Annotated in this window: 16 protein-coding genes and 1 other annotated feature; of the genes, 4 read left to right on the top strand and 12 right to left on the bottom strand. The window is 51.5% G+C overall.

What is annotated here, in order from left to right; translation table 11 throughout:
• Positions 1–66 precede the first annotated feature (66 nt).
• A complete protein-coding gene (locus ACJHYO_RS12335) occupies positions 67–933 on the top strand; it encodes a helix-turn-helix transcriptional regulator (protein WP_001297975.1) in 867 nt (288 codons plus the stop codon).
• Between the two features lie 89 nt (positions 934–1,022).
• On the opposite strand, the gene ACJHYO_RS12330 is transcribed toward ACJHYO_RS12335, so the two are convergent.
• The 3 genes from ACJHYO_RS12330 to ibpA form a co-directional block, all read right to left on the bottom strand.
• On the bottom strand, positions 1,023–2,684 hold the full coding sequence (locus tag ACJHYO_RS12330; protein ID WP_001279776.1) for a putative transporter: 1,662 nt from the start codon (positions 2,682–2,684) through the stop codon (positions 1,023–1,025).
• A 195-nt stretch (positions 2,685–2,879) separates the two neighbouring features.
• Positions 2,880–3,308: a small heat shock chaperone IbpB gene (ibpB, locus tag ACJHYO_RS12325; protein ID WP_001243431.1), complete on the bottom strand. Its 429-nt coding sequence runs from the start codon at positions 3,306–3,308 to the stop codon at positions 2,880–2,882.
• Positions 3,309–3,419: 111 nt separating this feature from the next.
• Complete coding sequence (gene ibpA, locus ACJHYO_RS12320; RefSeq protein ID WP_001243437.1) at positions 3,420–3,833, bottom strand: small heat shock chaperone IbpA; 414 nt, start codon at positions 3,831–3,833, stop codon at positions 3,420–3,422.
• Positions 3,827–3,899: a sequence feature (ROSE (Repression Of Heat Shock gene Expression) occurs in the 5'-region of heat shock genes and acts as an RNA thermometer to modulate expression.), on the bottom strand. (Overlaps the previous gene by 7 nt.)
• 239 nt (positions 3,900–4,138) lie before the next feature.
• Between ibpA and ACJHYO_RS12315 the strand changes: the two genes are divergently transcribed.
• Positions 4,139–4,471: a YceK/YidQ family lipoprotein gene (locus tag ACJHYO_RS12315; protein WP_001332265.1), complete on the top strand. Its 333-nt coding sequence runs from the start codon at positions 4,139–4,141 to the stop codon at positions 4,469–4,471.
• 3 nt (positions 4,472–4,474) lie between these two features.
• Here ACJHYO_RS12315 and ACJHYO_RS12310 read toward each other — a convergent pair whose 3' ends face one another.
• Positions 4,475–5,689, bottom strand: coding sequence for a DUF3748 domain-containing protein (locus ACJHYO_RS12310; protein ID WP_001683403.1), 1,215 nt, complete (start codon positions 5,687–5,689; stop codon positions 4,475–4,477).
• A 100-nt stretch (positions 5,690–5,789) separates the two neighbouring features.
• Here ACJHYO_RS12310 and cbrA point away from each other — a divergent pair, with 100 nt between their 5' ends.
• Positions 5,790–6,890 carry a colicin M resistance lipid reductase CbrA gene (gene cbrA / locus ACJHYO_RS12305; protein WP_085455612.1) on the top strand — a complete coding sequence of 367 codons (1,101 nt, stop codon included), beginning with the start codon at positions 5,790–5,792 and terminating at the stop codon, positions 6,888–6,890.
• Here the strand turns inward: cbrA and ACJHYO_RS12300 are convergent.
• The 5 genes from ACJHYO_RS12300 to dgoR form a co-directional block, all read right to left on the bottom strand.
• Positions 6,851–8,188, bottom strand: a complete 1,338-nt coding sequence (locus ACJHYO_RS12300; RefSeq protein ID WP_000253471.1) for an MFS transporter — start codon at positions 8,186–8,188, stop codon at positions 6,851–6,853. The genes cbrA and ACJHYO_RS12300 overlap by 40 nt on opposite strands.
• Before the next feature lie 74 nt (positions 8,189–8,262).
• Positions 8,263–9,411 carry a galactonate dehydratase gene (dgoD, locus tag ACJHYO_RS12295; protein WP_000705012.1) on the bottom strand — a complete coding sequence of 383 codons (1,149 nt, stop codon included), beginning with the start codon at positions 9,409–9,411 and terminating at the stop codon, positions 8,263–8,265.
• The gene (gene dgoA / locus ACJHYO_RS12290) at positions 9,408–10,025 is read right to left on the bottom strand and encodes a 2-dehydro-3-deoxy-6-phosphogalactonate aldolase (protein WP_001198717.1); all 618 of its coding nucleotides are present in this window, start codon (positions 10,023–10,025) and stop codon (positions 9,408–9,410) included. The genes dgoD and dgoA overlap by 4 nt, the downstream gene beginning before the upstream one ends.
• The gene (gene dgoK, locus ACJHYO_RS12285) at positions 10,009–10,887 is read right to left on the bottom strand and encodes a 2-dehydro-3-deoxygalactonokinase (protein ID WP_000127060.1); all 879 of its coding nucleotides are present in this window, start codon (positions 10,885–10,887) and stop codon (positions 10,009–10,011) included. The genes dgoA and dgoK overlap by 17 nt, the downstream gene beginning before the upstream one ends.
• Positions 10,884–11,573 (bottom strand): D-galactonate utilization transcriptional regulator DgoR, encoded by a 690-nt coding sequence (gene dgoR / locus ACJHYO_RS12280; protein ID WP_000174305.1) that lies wholly within the window; start codon positions 11,571–11,573, stop codon positions 10,884–10,886. The genes dgoK and dgoR overlap by 4 nt, the downstream gene beginning before the upstream one ends.
• Before the next feature lie 278 nt (positions 11,574–11,851).
• On the opposite strand from dgoR, the gene ACJHYO_RS12275 reads away from it, so the two are divergent.
• The gene (locus ACJHYO_RS12275; protein WP_001467792.1) at positions 11,852–12,508 is read left to right on the top strand and encodes a hypothetical protein; all 657 of its coding nucleotides are present in this window, start codon (positions 11,852–11,854) and stop codon (positions 12,506–12,508) included.
• A gap of 43 nt (positions 12,509–12,551) precedes the next feature.
• On the opposite strand, the gene yidA is transcribed toward ACJHYO_RS12275, so the two are convergent.
• The 3 genes from yidA to gyrB all read right to left on the bottom strand — a co-directional run bounded on the left by yidA (position 12,552) and on the right by gyrB (position 16,531).
• Entirely contained in the window at positions 12,552–13,364 is an 813-nt protein-coding gene (gene yidA / locus ACJHYO_RS12270; RefSeq protein ID WP_000985549.1) for a sugar-phosphatase, read from the bottom strand.
• A 114-nt stretch (positions 13,365–13,478) separates the two neighbouring features.
• A complete protein-coding gene (locus ACJHYO_RS12265; protein WP_001467791.1) occupies positions 13,479–13,877 on the bottom strand; it encodes a YidB family protein in 399 nt (132 codons plus the stop codon).
• A 239-nt stretch (positions 13,878–14,116) separates the two neighbouring features.
• The gene (gene gyrB / locus ACJHYO_RS12260; RefSeq protein ID WP_001334472.1) at positions 14,117–16,531 is read right to left on the bottom strand and encodes a DNA topoisomerase (ATP-hydrolyzing) subunit B; all 2,415 of its coding nucleotides are present in this window, start codon (positions 16,529–16,531) and stop codon (positions 14,117–14,119) included.
• Positions 16,532–16,543 lie beyond the last annotated feature (12 nt).

Raw genomic sequence — 16,543 nt, 5'->3', positions numbered from 1 at the left:
ATCCCTGAACGGATTGTTTTCTGTTAAGTTCAGGTTGTGAGCATAATTCGCCGGAGGGATATTAAAATGAATGGAAAATTGCAAAGTTCGGATGTAAAAAACGAAACTCCGTACAATATTCCCTTATTGATTAACGAAAATGTGATCTCCAGCGGAATTTCTCTGATATCGCTCTGGCATACCTACGCCGACGAGCATTATCGGGTGATCTGGCCGCGGGACAAGAAGAAACCGCTTATCGCCAACTCATGGGTTGCGGTGTATACCGTACAAGGATGTGGGAAAATTCTTTTAAAGAATGACGAACAAATAACTCTGCATGGCAACTGTATTATATTTTTAAAGCCAATGGATATTCACTCTTATCACTGTGAAGGTTTGGTCTGGGAACAGTACTGGATGGAATTTACCCCCACCAGTATGATGGATATTCCCGTCGGTCAGCAAAGCGTTATTTATAATGGCGAAGTTTATAATCATGAACTCACCGAAGTTGCTGAGTTAATTACTTCACCAGAAGCAATAAAAAATAATCTGGCAGTCGCTTTTCTGACGAAAATTATTTATCAGTGGATTTGTCTTATGCACACAGTCGGTAAAAAAGATCCACAACGGCGGCAAATTGAAAAATTAATTGCCACTTTACATGCCAGTCTACAACAACGCTGGAGCGTAGCTGATATGGCTGCCACGATCCCCTGTAGCGAGGCCTGGTTGCGTCGTCTGTTTTTACGCTATACCGGCAAGACGCCGAAAGAATATTACCTCGATGCGCGTCTGGATCTGGCGCTATCGCTATTAAAGCAACAAGGGAACTCGGTTGGCGAAGTCGCTGATACGCTCAACTTCTTCGACTCCTTTCATTTCAGCAAAGCCTTTAAGCATAAATTTGGTTATGCGCCGTCAGCTGTGCTGAAGAATACGGACAGGTAATAACCAGAATGGCGAGTGTGTAAATGACTCGATGATGTTCAGAAATACCAGGCGGAGTACCATTTACGGCGACTCCACCGGGAAAAGAGTTAACCGATACTCCAGAAGAGCACCGCCAGTAATTGGGGTGTGATAATGCGCAGGAACATCACTAACGGATAGACAGTGGCGTAAGAGAGCGCCGCCGCACCGCTGGTTGGATGAAGATTATTAGCAAACGCCAGCGCCGGAGGATCGGTCATGGAACCTGCCAGCATCCCGCACATGGTCAGGTAATTCATTTTGGCTAACATCCGCGCCAGAATGCCAACAGTAATCAGCGGAACGGCGGTGATCAGGGCACCATAACCAATCCAGCTTAGCCCTTCGCCATCCACCAGTGTATGGATAAAATCGCCACCGGATTTCAGGCCAACCACCGAGAGAAAGAGCACAATGCCTAACTCGCGTAGCGCCAGGTTAGCGCTTGGTGGCATAAACCAGTACAGCTTGCCGATACTGCCGATACGCCCGAGGATCAACGCCATAATCAGCGGACCGCCCGCCAGCCCGAGTTTCAACGCCGCCGGGAACCCAGGCACAAAGACGGGAATAGAACCTAACAATACGCCAAGCCCGATACCAATAAACACTGGCAGCATCTGAACCTGTTGCAGTTTTTGCTGCGCATTCCCCAGCACATTGGCAACGGCATCAATTGCGGACGGACGCCCCACCAGGTTGAGGATATCGCCGAACTGCAGGCTGATATCGCTACTTGCAACTAATTCAACACCAGCACGGTTCAGGCGCGAGATAACAACGTCATAGCGTTCTTTAAAGTGCAGGTCGCGAATACGTTTACCGAGCACGTTTTCATTGGTGACCACCACACGCGCGACGCGCAAATCAGTGCCTTTCGTAGACAGCGAGGTATCGACCTCCTGACCAATCACCAGTTGCGCATTATGTAAATCCGCAGGCTGCCCCACCAGATGCAGCAAATCGCCCAGTTGAATAACGGTTTCTGGCGAAGGCACTTTTAGGGTTTCTTCTCGTTTCAATCGTGAGCAAATAACTTTATCGCCATTGAGAATCGGCACATCTTTAATGGCTAAATTATGCAAATTAGGATTCTCAACTCGGATGTTAATCGTCCTGATTAGCGCACCGCCGTTGGTTCGCGTGGACTCGTGCTGCTGGGCCTCAGTCTCAACATTGACGCGGAAAATAACCCGCAGCATCCACATAGTGAACAAAATGCCGCAAATCCCAAATGGATACGCCATCGCATAGCTCATCCCCATTTGATCGACCATTTCCATTGGTGTCCCCAGGTCGCGCAAGATCTGCTGCCCTGCCCCCAGCGCTGGCGTATTGGTGACCGCGCCGGAAAAAATCCCCAGCACTACCGGCAGTGGAATATCAAACAGTTTATGCAGGATGGCGGTAACCAGACCACCGATGATGACGATCAGAACAGCAAACAGGTTGAGGCGTAATCCGGAGACGCGCAATGAGGCAAAGAAGCCCGGCCCTACCTGAATCCCGATGGTATAAACGAACAGGATCAGGCCAAACTCCTGAATAACATGCAGCATATCGCTACTTAATGTCATCCCCGCCTGAGAAACAAAATGGCCGACGATGATCCCACCGAACAGCACGCCGCCAATGCCCAATCCAACACCGCGAAACTTGACGTTGCCGATAAACAACCCGACGACCGCCACCAAAGCCAGAATACTGACCGTTAATGCTATATCACTCATCGTCCATTTCTCTTGAAATAACATTTTAATTGCTACGGATTATGGCTGAATCGGTGAAGCAGATTTGCCTTATAGCGCACATTATCACGGGAAATAACGTGCCGAAATATCTTAAACAGGCGAAATTTAACGCATTGCTGAAGAAAAAAGACAAAAAAAGCCCCACCAGAATGGCGGGGCAAAGAGAATAGCTAGTTAGCTATTTAACGCGGGACGTTCGCTGATAGCGATACGCTGCGCTGCGATGGGTTCAGGCTCATTACGAATTAAATCAATATGCAGTAAACCGTTTACGAAGGTTGCGCCAGAGACTTCCATATTTTCAGCCAGCGTAAAGCTCAGACTAAAAGGCTGATTCATAAGCCCTTGATGCAGCCATTTTTTCTCTTCTTTTGGCTGCTCCGGCGTGCCTTTTACGCTCAGGCGCGTACCTTCCAGTTGAATCTCTAAATCTTCCTGACGGAAACCTGCCAGCGCAAGGGTAATGCGGTAGTGGTTATCGTCGCTTTTCTCAATGTTGTACGGCGGGAAGCTCTGGCTTTCACCGGCGTTTTGCAGTGCGTTGGCCAGTTTGTCAAAACCGATCCATTGACGCATCAGTGGGGATAAATCGAAGTTACGCATAGTCATTTCTCCTTCTAAGAAGCGAGTAAGTACCTGCAAATCCGAAGATTCGCATATGCTCCCTGACGGCGAGCATGGAAATGTCAGGCCGCGCCAGGCGGCCTTAGGGAATTAGTTGATTTCGATACGGCGCGGTTTTTTCGCTTCCGGAATCACGCGTTCGAGATCGATATACAGCAGACCATTCACCAGGTTAGCACCACGAACATGAATGTTCTCAGCTAACTGGAATTTACGTTCAAAGTTGCGTTCAGCGATGCCCTGGTACAGATAGGTGCGCTCTTTTTGTTCGTCGGCGTGAGCACCTTTCACCACCAGCAGATTATCCTGGGCGGTAATTTCCAGTTCGCTCTCAGCAAAACCAGCCACAGCGATAGCAATGCGATAATGGTTTTCGTCTACCAGTTCAACGTTATACGGAGGGTAGCCGCCATTACTCTGGCTCTGGTTGTTTTCTAAGTGGTTAAACAAACGGTCAAATCCAATAGCAGAACGGTAAAGCGGGGATAAATCAAAGTTACGCATAATCAATAGCTCCTGAAATCAGCGAGAATCTAAGACCTTCCACAATGGACAGGTCAGGTAGCCAGAACACCCATCAGGCGCGTCCTCATCGGCTACGATGTAAAAATGGGTCTGGAAATGAACTTTTCAAGCCTTATCAGCGGACTTTTTTTTGCAGTTTATGGTCTATTGCATAGACTGAGGGGGCAGCACGAAACGTTAAAGTGCGATAGCCGCCACAGTGCGACGTAATGATGATGTTATTTTCAGCAAGGGATCGCTATAACTCATCAGGCCAACACCCACGATCAACAGATGAATTTATTATGATAAGAAATGTGTTGTTAGCGTTCATGATATGCAGCGGAATGACATTACTCGGAGGATGCTCCAGCGTGATGTCCCATACCGGGGGGAAAGAAGGAACGTATCCTGGCACCCGCGCCAGCGCAACCATGATTGGCGACGATGAAACCAACTGGGGCACAAAATCGCTGGCGATACTCGACATGCCATTTACCGCAGTACTGGACACAATATTGCTACCGTGGGATGTGTTCCGCAAAGACAGCTCAGTGCGCTCGCGCGTTGAAAAAAGCGAAGCCAACGCGCAAGAAACCAATAACGTCATTCCCCCCGCCAAAATGCCTGCAAACTGAGAGCTAGCGGTCAGTTTCGGTGATCCACAACTGACCGTCCTCCATCCACGCCAACCATTGACCATCCGGCGAGAAAACCACGGCGTCCGCAGAAGGTGGATTGGCGTGGTTTTCGGTTAAATACTCAACCTCGCCGCTTTGCGCATGGGCACAAGCAATCCGATTATCCAGCACAAATCCCAGCCATTCGCCTGATGGATGCCAGTTAAATGCAGACTGAATATCCGTTTTATTATGGGTTAACTGGCGTGGTTCACCGCCCTGTGGCGAGATAAGCCACAGTTGCACAATGCCGTTATCATCACGCATTAAAAACGCAATTTGTGTTCCTTGAGGATTACAACGCACCCAGTGGCGCGGAATGTTAACCAGGCCCGGGTAAATACGATGGTGCGTAAAGGTTAAACGTCGCTGCACGACGCCACGCGGTGGCGCAGGCAGGGTTGTTTCCGTTCCGCTTAACGGCGCATCACCTGCCACTTTCCAGCCAGCTTCATCTTGCGGCAACTCGACAATAAACAGCTCCGGCACTTTCTCGCCCTTTGCCGAAAGTGTGTCGCCAATAAACGCCAGTGCGTGATTTCCTACCCATCCTTCTTCATAAGCACGATTGATTTCATCACTGCCAGGCTGTGGCGTGGGCGTGGTTTTACTTACCAGCACGCACCAGTGGCTACCGCTGTATTCACGCGGATGCTGCTTTTGTACGTTGACCGGGCAAAACGGTGCAGCAACACCGACATTTCGCAAATCCAGCGCCGGATCGAGTTCATGCATTACATGGTCGTTGTAGGTAAAGCTCACCCTTTCACCGTTTGGGCTAAAGACATGTACATGACTGCCGCCGCGCAGCGCTCCTGGCGTATATGGCGCGGTAATATCCATTGCATCGAGATTGCTCACCTTGCCGCTTTCAACAATCACTCCGCGCCGATGATGAAAGTCGTAATACCATGTTTCATCAGGATTTTCCGGGCCGTGGATGAAGACATACTTCTCTGACTTCGGATGAACGGTCACCACGCCGACGTGTGCGCCCTGTGACGCGCGATAGATAACCTCGACCTTGCCGGTATGGATATTCACACGCTCAATGGTCTCGCCGGTAAACGACGCCCCAGAAGGCCGCACGTCAAACACCAGCCACTGGCTGTCGGGCGTCCAGGTATTGGTGTTGGTGAGCAGGTGATTACGGGGAGCAAAGGTTATCTGTTTCATGGCGCGGTCCTGATACAAAACGGTTCCCGCCATCATACTTCACAAGGACTTCACTTTCAGACAATAGTCTTTTGCCATCGTGATGAATGTGAGTGAAAAGATGGAACATTTCGACGTGGCGATTATTGGCCTCGGCCCGGCAGGGTCGGCGTTGGCGCGAAAGTTAGCAGGCAAAATGCAGGTGATCGCGCTGGATAAAAAGCACCAGCATGGTACTGAAGGTTTCAGCAAACCTTGTGGCGGTCTGCTGGCACCGGACGCGCAGCGATCTTTTATTCGCGATGGACTGACGCTTCCTGTCGATGTCATCGCCAACCCGCAGATTTTCAGCGTCAAAACCGTCGACGTCGCCGCATCGCTCACGCGTAACTACCAGCGAAGCTATATCAATATTAATCGCCATGCTTTCGACTTGTGGATGAAATCGCTGATCCCCGCCAGCGTTGAGGTTTACCACGACAGCCTGTGTCGAAAAATCTGGCGTGAGGATGATAAATGGCATGTCATTTTTCGCGCAGACGGCTGGGAGCAGCATATTACCGCCCGCTATCTGGTCGGTGCCGATGGTGCCAACTCGATGGTGCGGCGACATCTCTACCCGGATCATCAGATTCGTAAATATGTCGCCATCCAGCAGTGGTTCGCAGAGAAACATCCGGTGCCGTTCTACTCCTGCATCTTTGATAATGCGATAACTGACTGTTACTCATGGAGTATCAGCAAAGACGGTTATTTTATCTTTGGCGGTGCCTATCCGATGAAAGACGGTCAGACGCGTTTCACGGCGCTGAAAGAGAAAATGAGTACCTTTCAGTTCCAGTTTGGTAAGGCGGTGAAAAGCGAAAAATGCACGGTGCTGTTTCCCTCACGCTGGCAGGATTTTGTCTGCGGCAAGGACAACGCCTTTCTGATTGGCGAAGCGGCGGGATTTATCAGCGCCAGCTCGCTGGAGGGGATTAGCTATGCGCTGGATAGCGCAGAGATTCTGCGTTCGGTATTACTGAAGCAGCCAGAGAAGCTCAATACCGCTTACAGGCGCGCCACTCGCAAACTGCGTTTAAAACTCTTCGGCAAGATAGTAAAAAGCCGATGCCTGACCGCACCGGCTTTAAGAAAGTGGATTATGCGCAGTGGAGTGGCGCATATTCCACAGTTGAAAGATTATCCAACGCGCTTCACATCGCCCACCAGCAGGATGTAAGAGAGCGCGCCAATCAACGCGACGGCGGAGATATAAACCAGTGCAGGTGCGAAACCGTAACCCTGCGCCAGGTACCCCACCACCAGCGGAACAGTGATGCCGCCCAGGCCACCGGCAAAGTTAAACACGCCGCCGGTTAAACCAATCAGGCGCATCGGTGCCAGAGAAGAGACCAGCGACCAGGTAATCGAAGCAAAACCGTTGCCGAAGAATGCCAGCGCCATCAGGCACATAATCATCATCGGATCGTTGGTGTAGTTCGCACCCATAATGCAGGTGGAGATCAGCAAGCCGCAGATAATCGGCGTTTTACGCGCAAAGCCCAGTGAAAAGCCCTTACGTACCAGCAGATCCGCGACCCAGCCAGAGAGCAGGACGCCGACAAACGCCGCGAGGAATGGCACCGTGGTCATAAAACCTGCTTTCAGCGCCGTGATTCCTTTTTCCTGGGTTAAATAGTTCGGGAACCAGGTTAAGAAAAACCACAGTGTAGAAGCCACCGCAAATTGCCCAAGATAGACACCGATCAGTTTACGATGGAACACCAGTTTCCAGTCTTTGGCTGTTAACGGCTGACGCGCCTCTTTCTTCACCGGCGCATCGCCATCCACCAGACCGCCGCCATCACGAATGTAATCCAGTTCAGCTTTGCTGATGCCTTTGGTCAGACGCGGCGGCTGATAAACCTTAAACCAAATCAGCGACCAGATAATGCCGATACCACCGGTGACAATGAACACCCAGTGCCAGCTCAACATCTCCTGAATCCAGATCAGCAGCGGAGTCAGAAACGCCAGACCGACAAACTGACCAGACGTATAAAAACCAACGGCAGAAGCGCGTTCATGTTCCGGGAACCAACTGGTTACCATCCGGTTATTGGTCGGGAACGCGGGCGCTTCGAAAATACCGGTTATCGCGCGCAGACCAATTAATGACATTAAGCCCGTGGCAAAGCCCTGGAATAACGTCGCCACTGACCAGCCAAATATCGCAATAAAATAAGTCACGCGTGAACCTACGCGATCTAAAAACCAACCACCGGGGATCTGACATAGCGTATAAAGCCAGGCGAAGGCCGAAAATACATAGCCCATTTGCGCTTTAGTAATACCAAACTCTTCCTGAATATGGGCAGAAGCCACGGCCAGGTTAGCGCGGTCAACATAACAAATGACCACCGTAATAAAGATCATCACCAGCGTCAGATAACGCCGACGCCCCGGCTTTGCTGCATTAACGGGAATATCCATAGCGAGCTTTCTCCAGATTTTGGGCATAGCGAAGCCGCTCACCATGCCCTGTAATTTACAGAGGGTTATATTTTTGTATTGCTGTTTTAGTGCCCGATGAGGGGCTTACGTGGCAGGAATTACCACTCTGCTACGCTGTTATCTTCATGACGCCAGAGCGGATTACGCCAGTCCGGGGCATTTTTACTGAACTCAATAACTTTAGCTTCGTCGATTTCCACGCCTAAGCCCGGTTTCGTTAATGGTTTAAAGAAACCGCCGACCATGCTGAAGTCCTCTTTGTTTTTCACAAAGTCGAGTAACTCCGCGCCTTTGTTGTAATGAATGCCCATACTTTGTTCCTGAAGGACGGCGTTATAGGAAACAAAGTCGATATGCAGGCAAGCCGCCAGTGCAATCGGTCCGAGCGGACAGTGCGGCGCAAGGGTCACGTCATAGGCTTCTGCCATTCCGGCAATTTTGTAGCATTCGGTAATACCGCCTGCGTGGGAGAGATCCGGTTGCAGAATCGAAATACCGCCTGCCTCCAGCACACGTTTAAAATCGAAGCGTGAGAACATGCGCTCACCCGCCGCCAGTGGAATATGCGTTTGTGCCGCCAGTTTCGGGTAGTATTCGGCCTGTTCCGCCAGCACCGGCTCTTCAATAAACAGCGGACGATACGGTTCCAGCTCTTTAATCAGCACTTTCGCCATCGGCGCGCTGACGCGACCATGGAAATCAAGACCAAACTCAATCTGATTGCCAAAAGCTTCACGAATTTGTGCCACGGTGTTGACTGCCGCATCTACCGCGCGGGAGTTATCAATTAGCCCCAGTTCTTCACAACCGTTCAGTTTGAAGGTATCGAAGCCGATTTCGCGTAGCGTTTTAATGCCGTCGATAACATCCGCCGGACGATCGCCGCCGACCCAACTGTAGGCTTTAATTTTGTCGCGAACCAGGCCGCCCATCAGTTGCCAGACCGGCGCATTCAGCACTTTACCTTTGATATCCCATAACGCCTGGTCGATCCCGGCGATGGCGCTCATCAGGATTGGACCGCCACGATAAAATCCGGCGCGATACATCACTTGCCATAAGTCGTTGATGCGTGACGGGTCCTGACCAATCAAATAGTCACTCAGCTCGTGGACTGCCGCTTCCACCGTGCGAGCGCGGCCTTCAATCACGGGCTCGCCCCAACCGACCACGCCTTCATCGGTTTCAATTTTCAGGAACATCCAGCGGGGAGGTAAACGATACGTGGTAATTTTGGTGATTTTCATTGCACTGCCTCTCGATACGCCTTAACAAATGCTGCTGCCTGCTGCGCAGTCCGTTCTACGGACTGCCCGGCGCGATAGAGATCGCTACCTAAGCCCGCCCCTGCACAACCTGCGTCTATCCACTGCGCCAGGTTTTCTGGCGTCACACCGCCAACGGCAAAGACCGCGATGTCCGGTGGTAATACCGCTTTTAATGCTTTGATGTATTGCGGACCAAAAGCCGATGACGGAAATATTTTCAGCGCCTGCGCGCCCGCTTCGAGCGCGGTAAAGGCTTCGGTCGCCGTCGCGCAGCCGGGGCAGACGGTCATGCCGTAGCCCACCGCACGGCGGATCACTTCACTATGGATATTGGGCGTAACGATGAGCTGACAGCCCATTCTGGCGAGCGCATCGACCTGTTCAGGTTTCAGTACCGTACCTGCGCCAATCAACGCCTTATCGCCGTATGCATCAACGATGGCGGGAATGCTCTGCTCCCATTGTGGAGAATTCAGCGGGATTTCAACCGCGTCGAACCCGGCGTCAATCACCGCGCCAACATGTGCCAGTGCCTCGTCGGGCGTAATGCCGCGCAAAATGGCGATCAGCGGGAGTTTAGTTTGCCACTGCATGAGCGATGCTCCTTATACCAGCCTGAAATGCCGTGTCGCCTGCCACCGCCGTCACGTCGCAACCCATCGCCTGAAAGGCTTGCTGGTAGCGCGCGGTCAGCGATGTTCCGGCGACAAGGGTGATGACTTGTTGATGGGTCACATAGTCGCGCATACTGGCGACCTCTGCGCCAATCAACAAACCAGAGAGAAATTCGCTGACCTGTTCGCGGGGAAGTGTTCCCAGCACATGCGAGGCGCGAACTTCAAAAAGCTGCGGCAATATGTCGGGAGCATTAAGGCCACGCTCAAGACCAGCCGCGAAAGCATCGGCAGAGTTTTCCTGCGGCGGCAAACCTGCGCCAATCAATGAGTGATTTAACAGTAAATGATGTAATTCACCGGTCATCACGGTGCGAAAATCGTTAATTTGCTGGCTATCGGCCTGCACCCATTTGCAATGCGTACCGGGCATGACATAAAGAGAGGAAGGAGCGAGAGTGCGCGCGCCGATCAATTGTGTTTCTTCGCCGCGCATCACATTGTGGTTATCGTCATGAGAGACGCATAATCCGGGAATAATCCAGATATTGTCGCCAGCAGATGTTAATTGTTCGCCAATAGACGAGAAACGGGCTGGAACGGATAAATACGGCGCAACTTTCCAGCCGACATTGCTGCCGACCATTCCTGCCATTACCACTGGCGTATTCTCTTCACGCCAGTCGGTCGTCACTTCTGCTAACACCGCAGCCGGAGATTTTCCGTTCAGGCGCGTGACGCCTGCTTCTGATTGCCTGCTGTCCAGGCAGTGGTCGCCCTGATAAAGCCAGGCGCGCAGATTGGTCGATCCCCAGTCAATTGCGATGTAGCGAGCTGTCATGTGATTTCCTTTAACCTTCGTGTCGAGCTGGCGATCATGGTAAGCGCCGCCTGCTCTGCCGCATCGCCGTCCTGATGCCTTATCGCATCGAACAGCGCCTTATGTTCCTGGAGCGTTTGCGGCATGTTGGCCTCATCGCCCATCCAGGTTCGTTCAAAAACCGCCCGCTGCAGCGAACTGATCGCAATGCTCAGTTGCTGTAACACCGGGTTATGCACCGACTGCAGCACCGCCTCGTGGTAGCGAATATCCGCTTCGTTAAACGCTTCGCGGTCCTGATTGTTAGCAATCATCTCGTTCAGCGCCGATTCAATCTGCGCCAGATCGCTGGAGGTCGCGCGCTCTGCTGCCCAACGGGCAATAGCCGGCTCTACCAGGTTTCGCACTTCGCTCATTGCACTGATAAGCCGTGGGTCATAGTCGTTTTCCAGCACCCATTGCAGTACGTCAGTGTCGAGGTAATTCCACTGGTTACGCGGAGCCACAAACGCCCCGCGATAACGTTTCATTTCAATCAGCCGCTTCGCCATCAGCGAACGAAATACCTCACGGATGATGTTGCGCGAGGTTGCAAACTCCTCACAGAGTTCTGCCTCAGCCGGAAGCGGCGAGCCTGGCACGTATTTGCCGTGAACGATCTGTTTACCCAGCGTAATAACGATGCGATCGGTTTTATTGAGAGTCATGGAGAGTCCTTGTGCTCTGTATGTTCTTCTCTACTTTACCCCGATCGATGCATAACGCGGCAATTTTGTAGTACCAGCGTGATGACGTTCGCGTTTGCTGTGCGCCTAATGTAGTACAAACTTATATAGTTGTACTACAATTTAGATCACAAAAAGAACAACCCATAAGAAAATGTTCTACGTCGGGCAAAAATCTGAAAAGGGAGATCAGGCGCTAAACTGGGGGGAAAGAAGAGTATGCTTTCAACGGCTTAGTACTCTTGTTTAAAGGATTAATCATGAAGTTGAATCTTAAGGGATTTTTCAAGGCTGCCAGTTTGTGTTCTTTGGCATTTGCGTTGACCGGATGTATCACCTGGGGATTGGTTTCCAATACTGCAAGCCGTCCACATGCCGAGCAATGGCGGTCAGACACGATTAAGGGTTTATCGCTGGCAGAAGATAGTAACGGTACGAAAGGCTATGTTTTTGTTGGTGAATCGTTGGACTATCTGTTGACCACCGGCAGCGATGAGGTAGTTAACATGCTGAACGATCCGGCAATCCATGGTGAAAGAATCACCGTTTCTGATAACGCGAAATTTATTTTAAGCAGCAGTAATAAGAATTTCTCTGGTGCTATTACGCTCTATTACGACTGGAACAACGAAGAAGATAAGGCACTGGCAACACAATATGGTTTTATTTGTGATACCCGGCGTTGTACATGGATGCTGGACGGTTTGAAAGGCTCAATCCACCAGAAAAATAAAAAAGCGGATTACTCAAACGTGATGGTTTTCCATCAACCCTTTACGGTGGGATTTTATGAGTACAAAGCAACAGATGGCGTCCCGCACGGCCTCGTTAATGCGCTGCTGCCAGTCACTCTTACGCTGGATATAGTAACGTCACCACTCCAGTTCCTGATTTTATGCACGACCAGAAATTGTTAATCGCTGCGGGCAAACGCATTCATGCCGTTTGCCCGTTCACTGATTAATTCAGCACATACTTCTCAATAGCAAATGCCACGCCATCTTCAAGGTTGGATTTGGTGACAAAGTTCGCCACTTCTTTCACCGAAGGAATAGCGTTATCCATCGCCACACCGACGCCTGCATATTCAATCATTGCGATGTCGTTTTCCTGATCGCCAATCGCCATGATTTCTTCCGGTTTAATACCTAACACGTCGGCCAGTGATTTCACACCCGTACCTTTGTTAACGCGTTTATCGAGGATTTCGAGGAAGTACGGCGCACTTTTCAGCACGGTGTATTTTTCTTTCACTTCCTGCGGAATACGCGCAATGGCCTGGTCGAGGATGGCGGGTTCATCAATCATCATCACTTTCAGGAACTGGGTATTGGGGTCCATTTTCTCCGCTTCGCAGAACACCAGCGGAATGGTGGCAACGAAGGATTCATGCACCGTGTAGTAGCTGATATCACGGTTGGCGGTGTACAGTGTGGTGCGGTCCAGGGCGTGGAAATGAGAACCGACTTCGCGAGAGAGTTTTTCCAGGAAACGGTAGTCGTCATAGCTCAAAGCAGTTTGCGCCACGGTGCTACCATCAGCGGCCTTCTGTACCAGCGCGCCGTTGTAAGTAATGCAGTAGTCGCCCGGCTGTTCCATGTGCAGCTCTTTCAGGTAATTGTGAACACCTGCATAAGGGCGGCCCGTCGTCAGCACGACATTTACGCCACGGGCGCGAGCTGCGGCAATCGCATTTTTAACGGCGGGTGAAATGGTGTGATCGGGCAGCAGAAGGGTGCCATCCATATCGATAGCAATGAGTTTGATAGCCATGAGTTCCCCAGGTAGATTGGTTCCTGACCCATGCTAACGCGATTCCGCTCAAAAATCAGTACAACACCCGAGGGAAAAGGGGGATGCAACGCGCATTGCGTGCTCCCCTTTTGCTTAGCGGAAAAGTTTCCCTTTCAGCAGTTCCATGCCTGCGGAAAGCAGATCGTTATTGGCTTGTGGTGACACTTCACCTTGCGGTGAGAGTGCATCAATAATCTTCGGCAATTGTTCTGCCAGTAAACTGGAAGCTGTACTGGTATCCACGCCAAGTTTTTGCCCGAGATCGAACACCGCATTTGTGCCGAGCGCCGATTCCACTTGCTCGCCGCTAACTGATTGATTGCTCTGTTGATTACTCAGCCAGGTTGAGAGAATGGCCCCTAAGCCGCCACTTTGCAGTTTTTCCAACAGCACCTGAATGCCGCCCTGTTCCTCAACCCAGCTCAAAATGGCCTGATATTTCCCCGCATCGCCTTTCAGAAAGGCACCGACAACGTCATCAAAAAGCCCCATGATAATCACCTGTAAAGCGTTACGTGTTGACCCAAAAAGTATAGATCTGCGGGATGATAATTGCGGATTGCAGGAATAAAAAGGGCGGAGATGATCTCCGCCCTTTTCTTATAGCTTCTTGCCGGATGCGGCGTGAACGCCTTATCCGGCCTACAAAAACATGCAAATTCAATATATTGCAGGAGTCTCGTAGGCCTGATAAGCGTAGCGCATCAGGCACGCTCGCATTGTTAACGCCATTAAATATCGATATTCGCCGCTTTCAGAGCGTTCTCTTCAATAAACGCACGGCGCGGTTCAACGGCGTCGCCCATAAGCGTAGTGAACAACTGGTCGGCAGCAATCGCATCTTTAACGGTAACGCGCAGCATACGACGGCTTTCCGGGTCCATGGTGGTTTCCCACAGCTGTTCCGGGTTCATCTCGCCCAGACCTTTATAACGCTGGATGGAGAGGCCGCGACGGGACTCTTTCACCAGCCAGTCCAGCGCCTGCTCGAAGCTGGCTACCGGCTGACGACGTTCGCCACGTTCGATAAATGCATCTTCTTCCAGCAAGCCACGCAGTTTCTCACCCAGCGTGCAGATACGACGATATTCGCCGCCAGTGATAAATTCGTGATCCAGCGGATAGTCAGTATCCACACCGTGGGTACGCACGCGAACAATCGGCTCGAACAAGTTTTGCTCAGCATTGGTGTGGACATCAAACTTCCACTGGCTGCCGTGCTGTTCTTTATCGTTCAGTTCGCTGACCAGCGCGTTCACCCAGCGGGTAACGGTCTGCTCGTCAGAAAGGTCGGTTTCCGTCAGCGTCGGCTGATAGATAAGCTCTTTCAGCATTGCTTTCGGATAACGACGCTCCATGCGGTTGATCATTTTCTGCGTCGCGTTGTACTCAGACACCAGTTTCTCTAACGCTTCGCCAGCCAGCGCCGGTGCACTGGCGTTGGTGTGCAGCGTTGCGCCATCCAGCGCGATAGAGATCTGGTACTGATCCATCGCTTCGTCGTCTTTAATGTACTGTTCCTGCTTACCTTTCTTCACTTTGTACAGCGGCGGCTGAGCGATGTAGACGTGACCACGTTCAACGATTTCCGGCATCTGACGATAGAAGAAGGTCAACAGCAGCGTACGAATGTGCGAGCCGTCGACGTCCGCATCGGTCATGATGATGATGCTGTGATAACGCAGTTTGTCCGGGTTGTACTCGTCACGACCGATACCACAACCAAGCGCGGTGATAAGCGTCGCCACTTCCTGAGAAGAGAGCATCTTATCGAAGCGCGCTTTCTCGACGTTGAGGATTTTACCCTTCAGCGGCAGAATCGCCTGGTTCTTGCGGTTACGCCCCTGCTTCGCAGAGCCGCCCGCGGAGTCCCCTTCCACAAGGTACAGTTCGGAAAGCGCCGGATCGCGTTCCTGGCAGTCTGCCAGTTTGCCCGGCAGGCCAGCTAAATCCAGCGCACCTTTACGGCGGGTCATTTCACGCGCGCGACGCGCAGCTTCACGGGCACGGGCAGCATCGATAATTTTGCCGACCACGATTTTCGCGTCGGTTGGGTTTTCCAGCAGGTATTCCGCCAGCAGTTCGTTCATCTGCTGTTCAACCGCCGATTTCACCTCAGAAGAAACCAGTTTGTCTTTGGTCTGTGAGGAGAATTTCGGGTCCGGCACTTTCACGGAAACGACCGCAATCAGGCCTTCACGCGCATCGTCACCGGTGGCGCTGACTTTGGCTTTTTTGCTGTAGCCTTCTTTGTCCATGTAGGCGTTCAGAGTACGGGTCATCGCCGCACGGAAGCCTGCCAGGTGAGTACCGCCGTCACGCTGCGGAATGTTGTTGGTAAAGCAGTAGATGTTTTCCTGGAAGCCATCGTTCCACTGCAACGCCACTTCGACGCCAATACCGTCTTTTTCGGTGGAGAAGTAGAAGATATTCGGGTGGATCGGCGTTTTGTTCTTGTTCAGATATTCAACGAACGCCTTGATGCCGCCTTCATAGTGGAAGTGGTCTTCTTTGCCGTCGCGCTTGTCGCGCAGACGAATGGAAACGCCGGAGTTGAGGAACGACAACTCACGCAGACGTTTCGCCAGAATGTCATATTCGAACTCGGTCACATTGGTGAAGGTTTCAAGGCTTGGCCAGAAACGCACCATAGTGCCGGTTTTTTCAGTCTCGCCGGTAACCGCCAGCGGGGCCTGCGGTACACCGTGTTCGTAGATCTGACGGTGAATTTTACCCTCGCGCTGGATAACCAGCTCCAGTTTTTGCGACAGGGCGTTTACTACCGAAACACCAACGCCGTGCAGACCGCCGGACACTTTATAGGAGTTATCGTCAAATTTACCGCCTGCGTGCAGAACGGTCATGATCACTTCCGCCGCCGATACGCCCTCTTCCGGGTGAATACCGGTCGGAATGCCGCGCCCGTCATCCTGTACAGAGACAGAGTTATCGGCGTGAATGGTGACGATAATTTCTTTACAGTGACCCGCGAGCGCTTCGTCGATAGCGTTATCTACCACCTCGAATACCATGTGGTGCAGACCGGTGCCGTCATCCGTGTCGCCGATATACATACCCGGGCGCTTACGCACCGCATCCAGCCCTTTCAGGACTTTGATACTGGAGGAGTCATAAGAATTCGACATCAACGTTTCTCG

This window comes from Escherichia sp. WS1118 (genome assembly GCF_046487695.1).
In the GTDB taxonomy this organism is placed as follows: Bacteria; Pseudomonadota; Gammaproteobacteria; order Enterobacterales; family Enterobacteriaceae; genus Escherichia; species Escherichia coli.
This window is presented reverse-complemented; position numbering and strand designations above follow the sequence as displayed.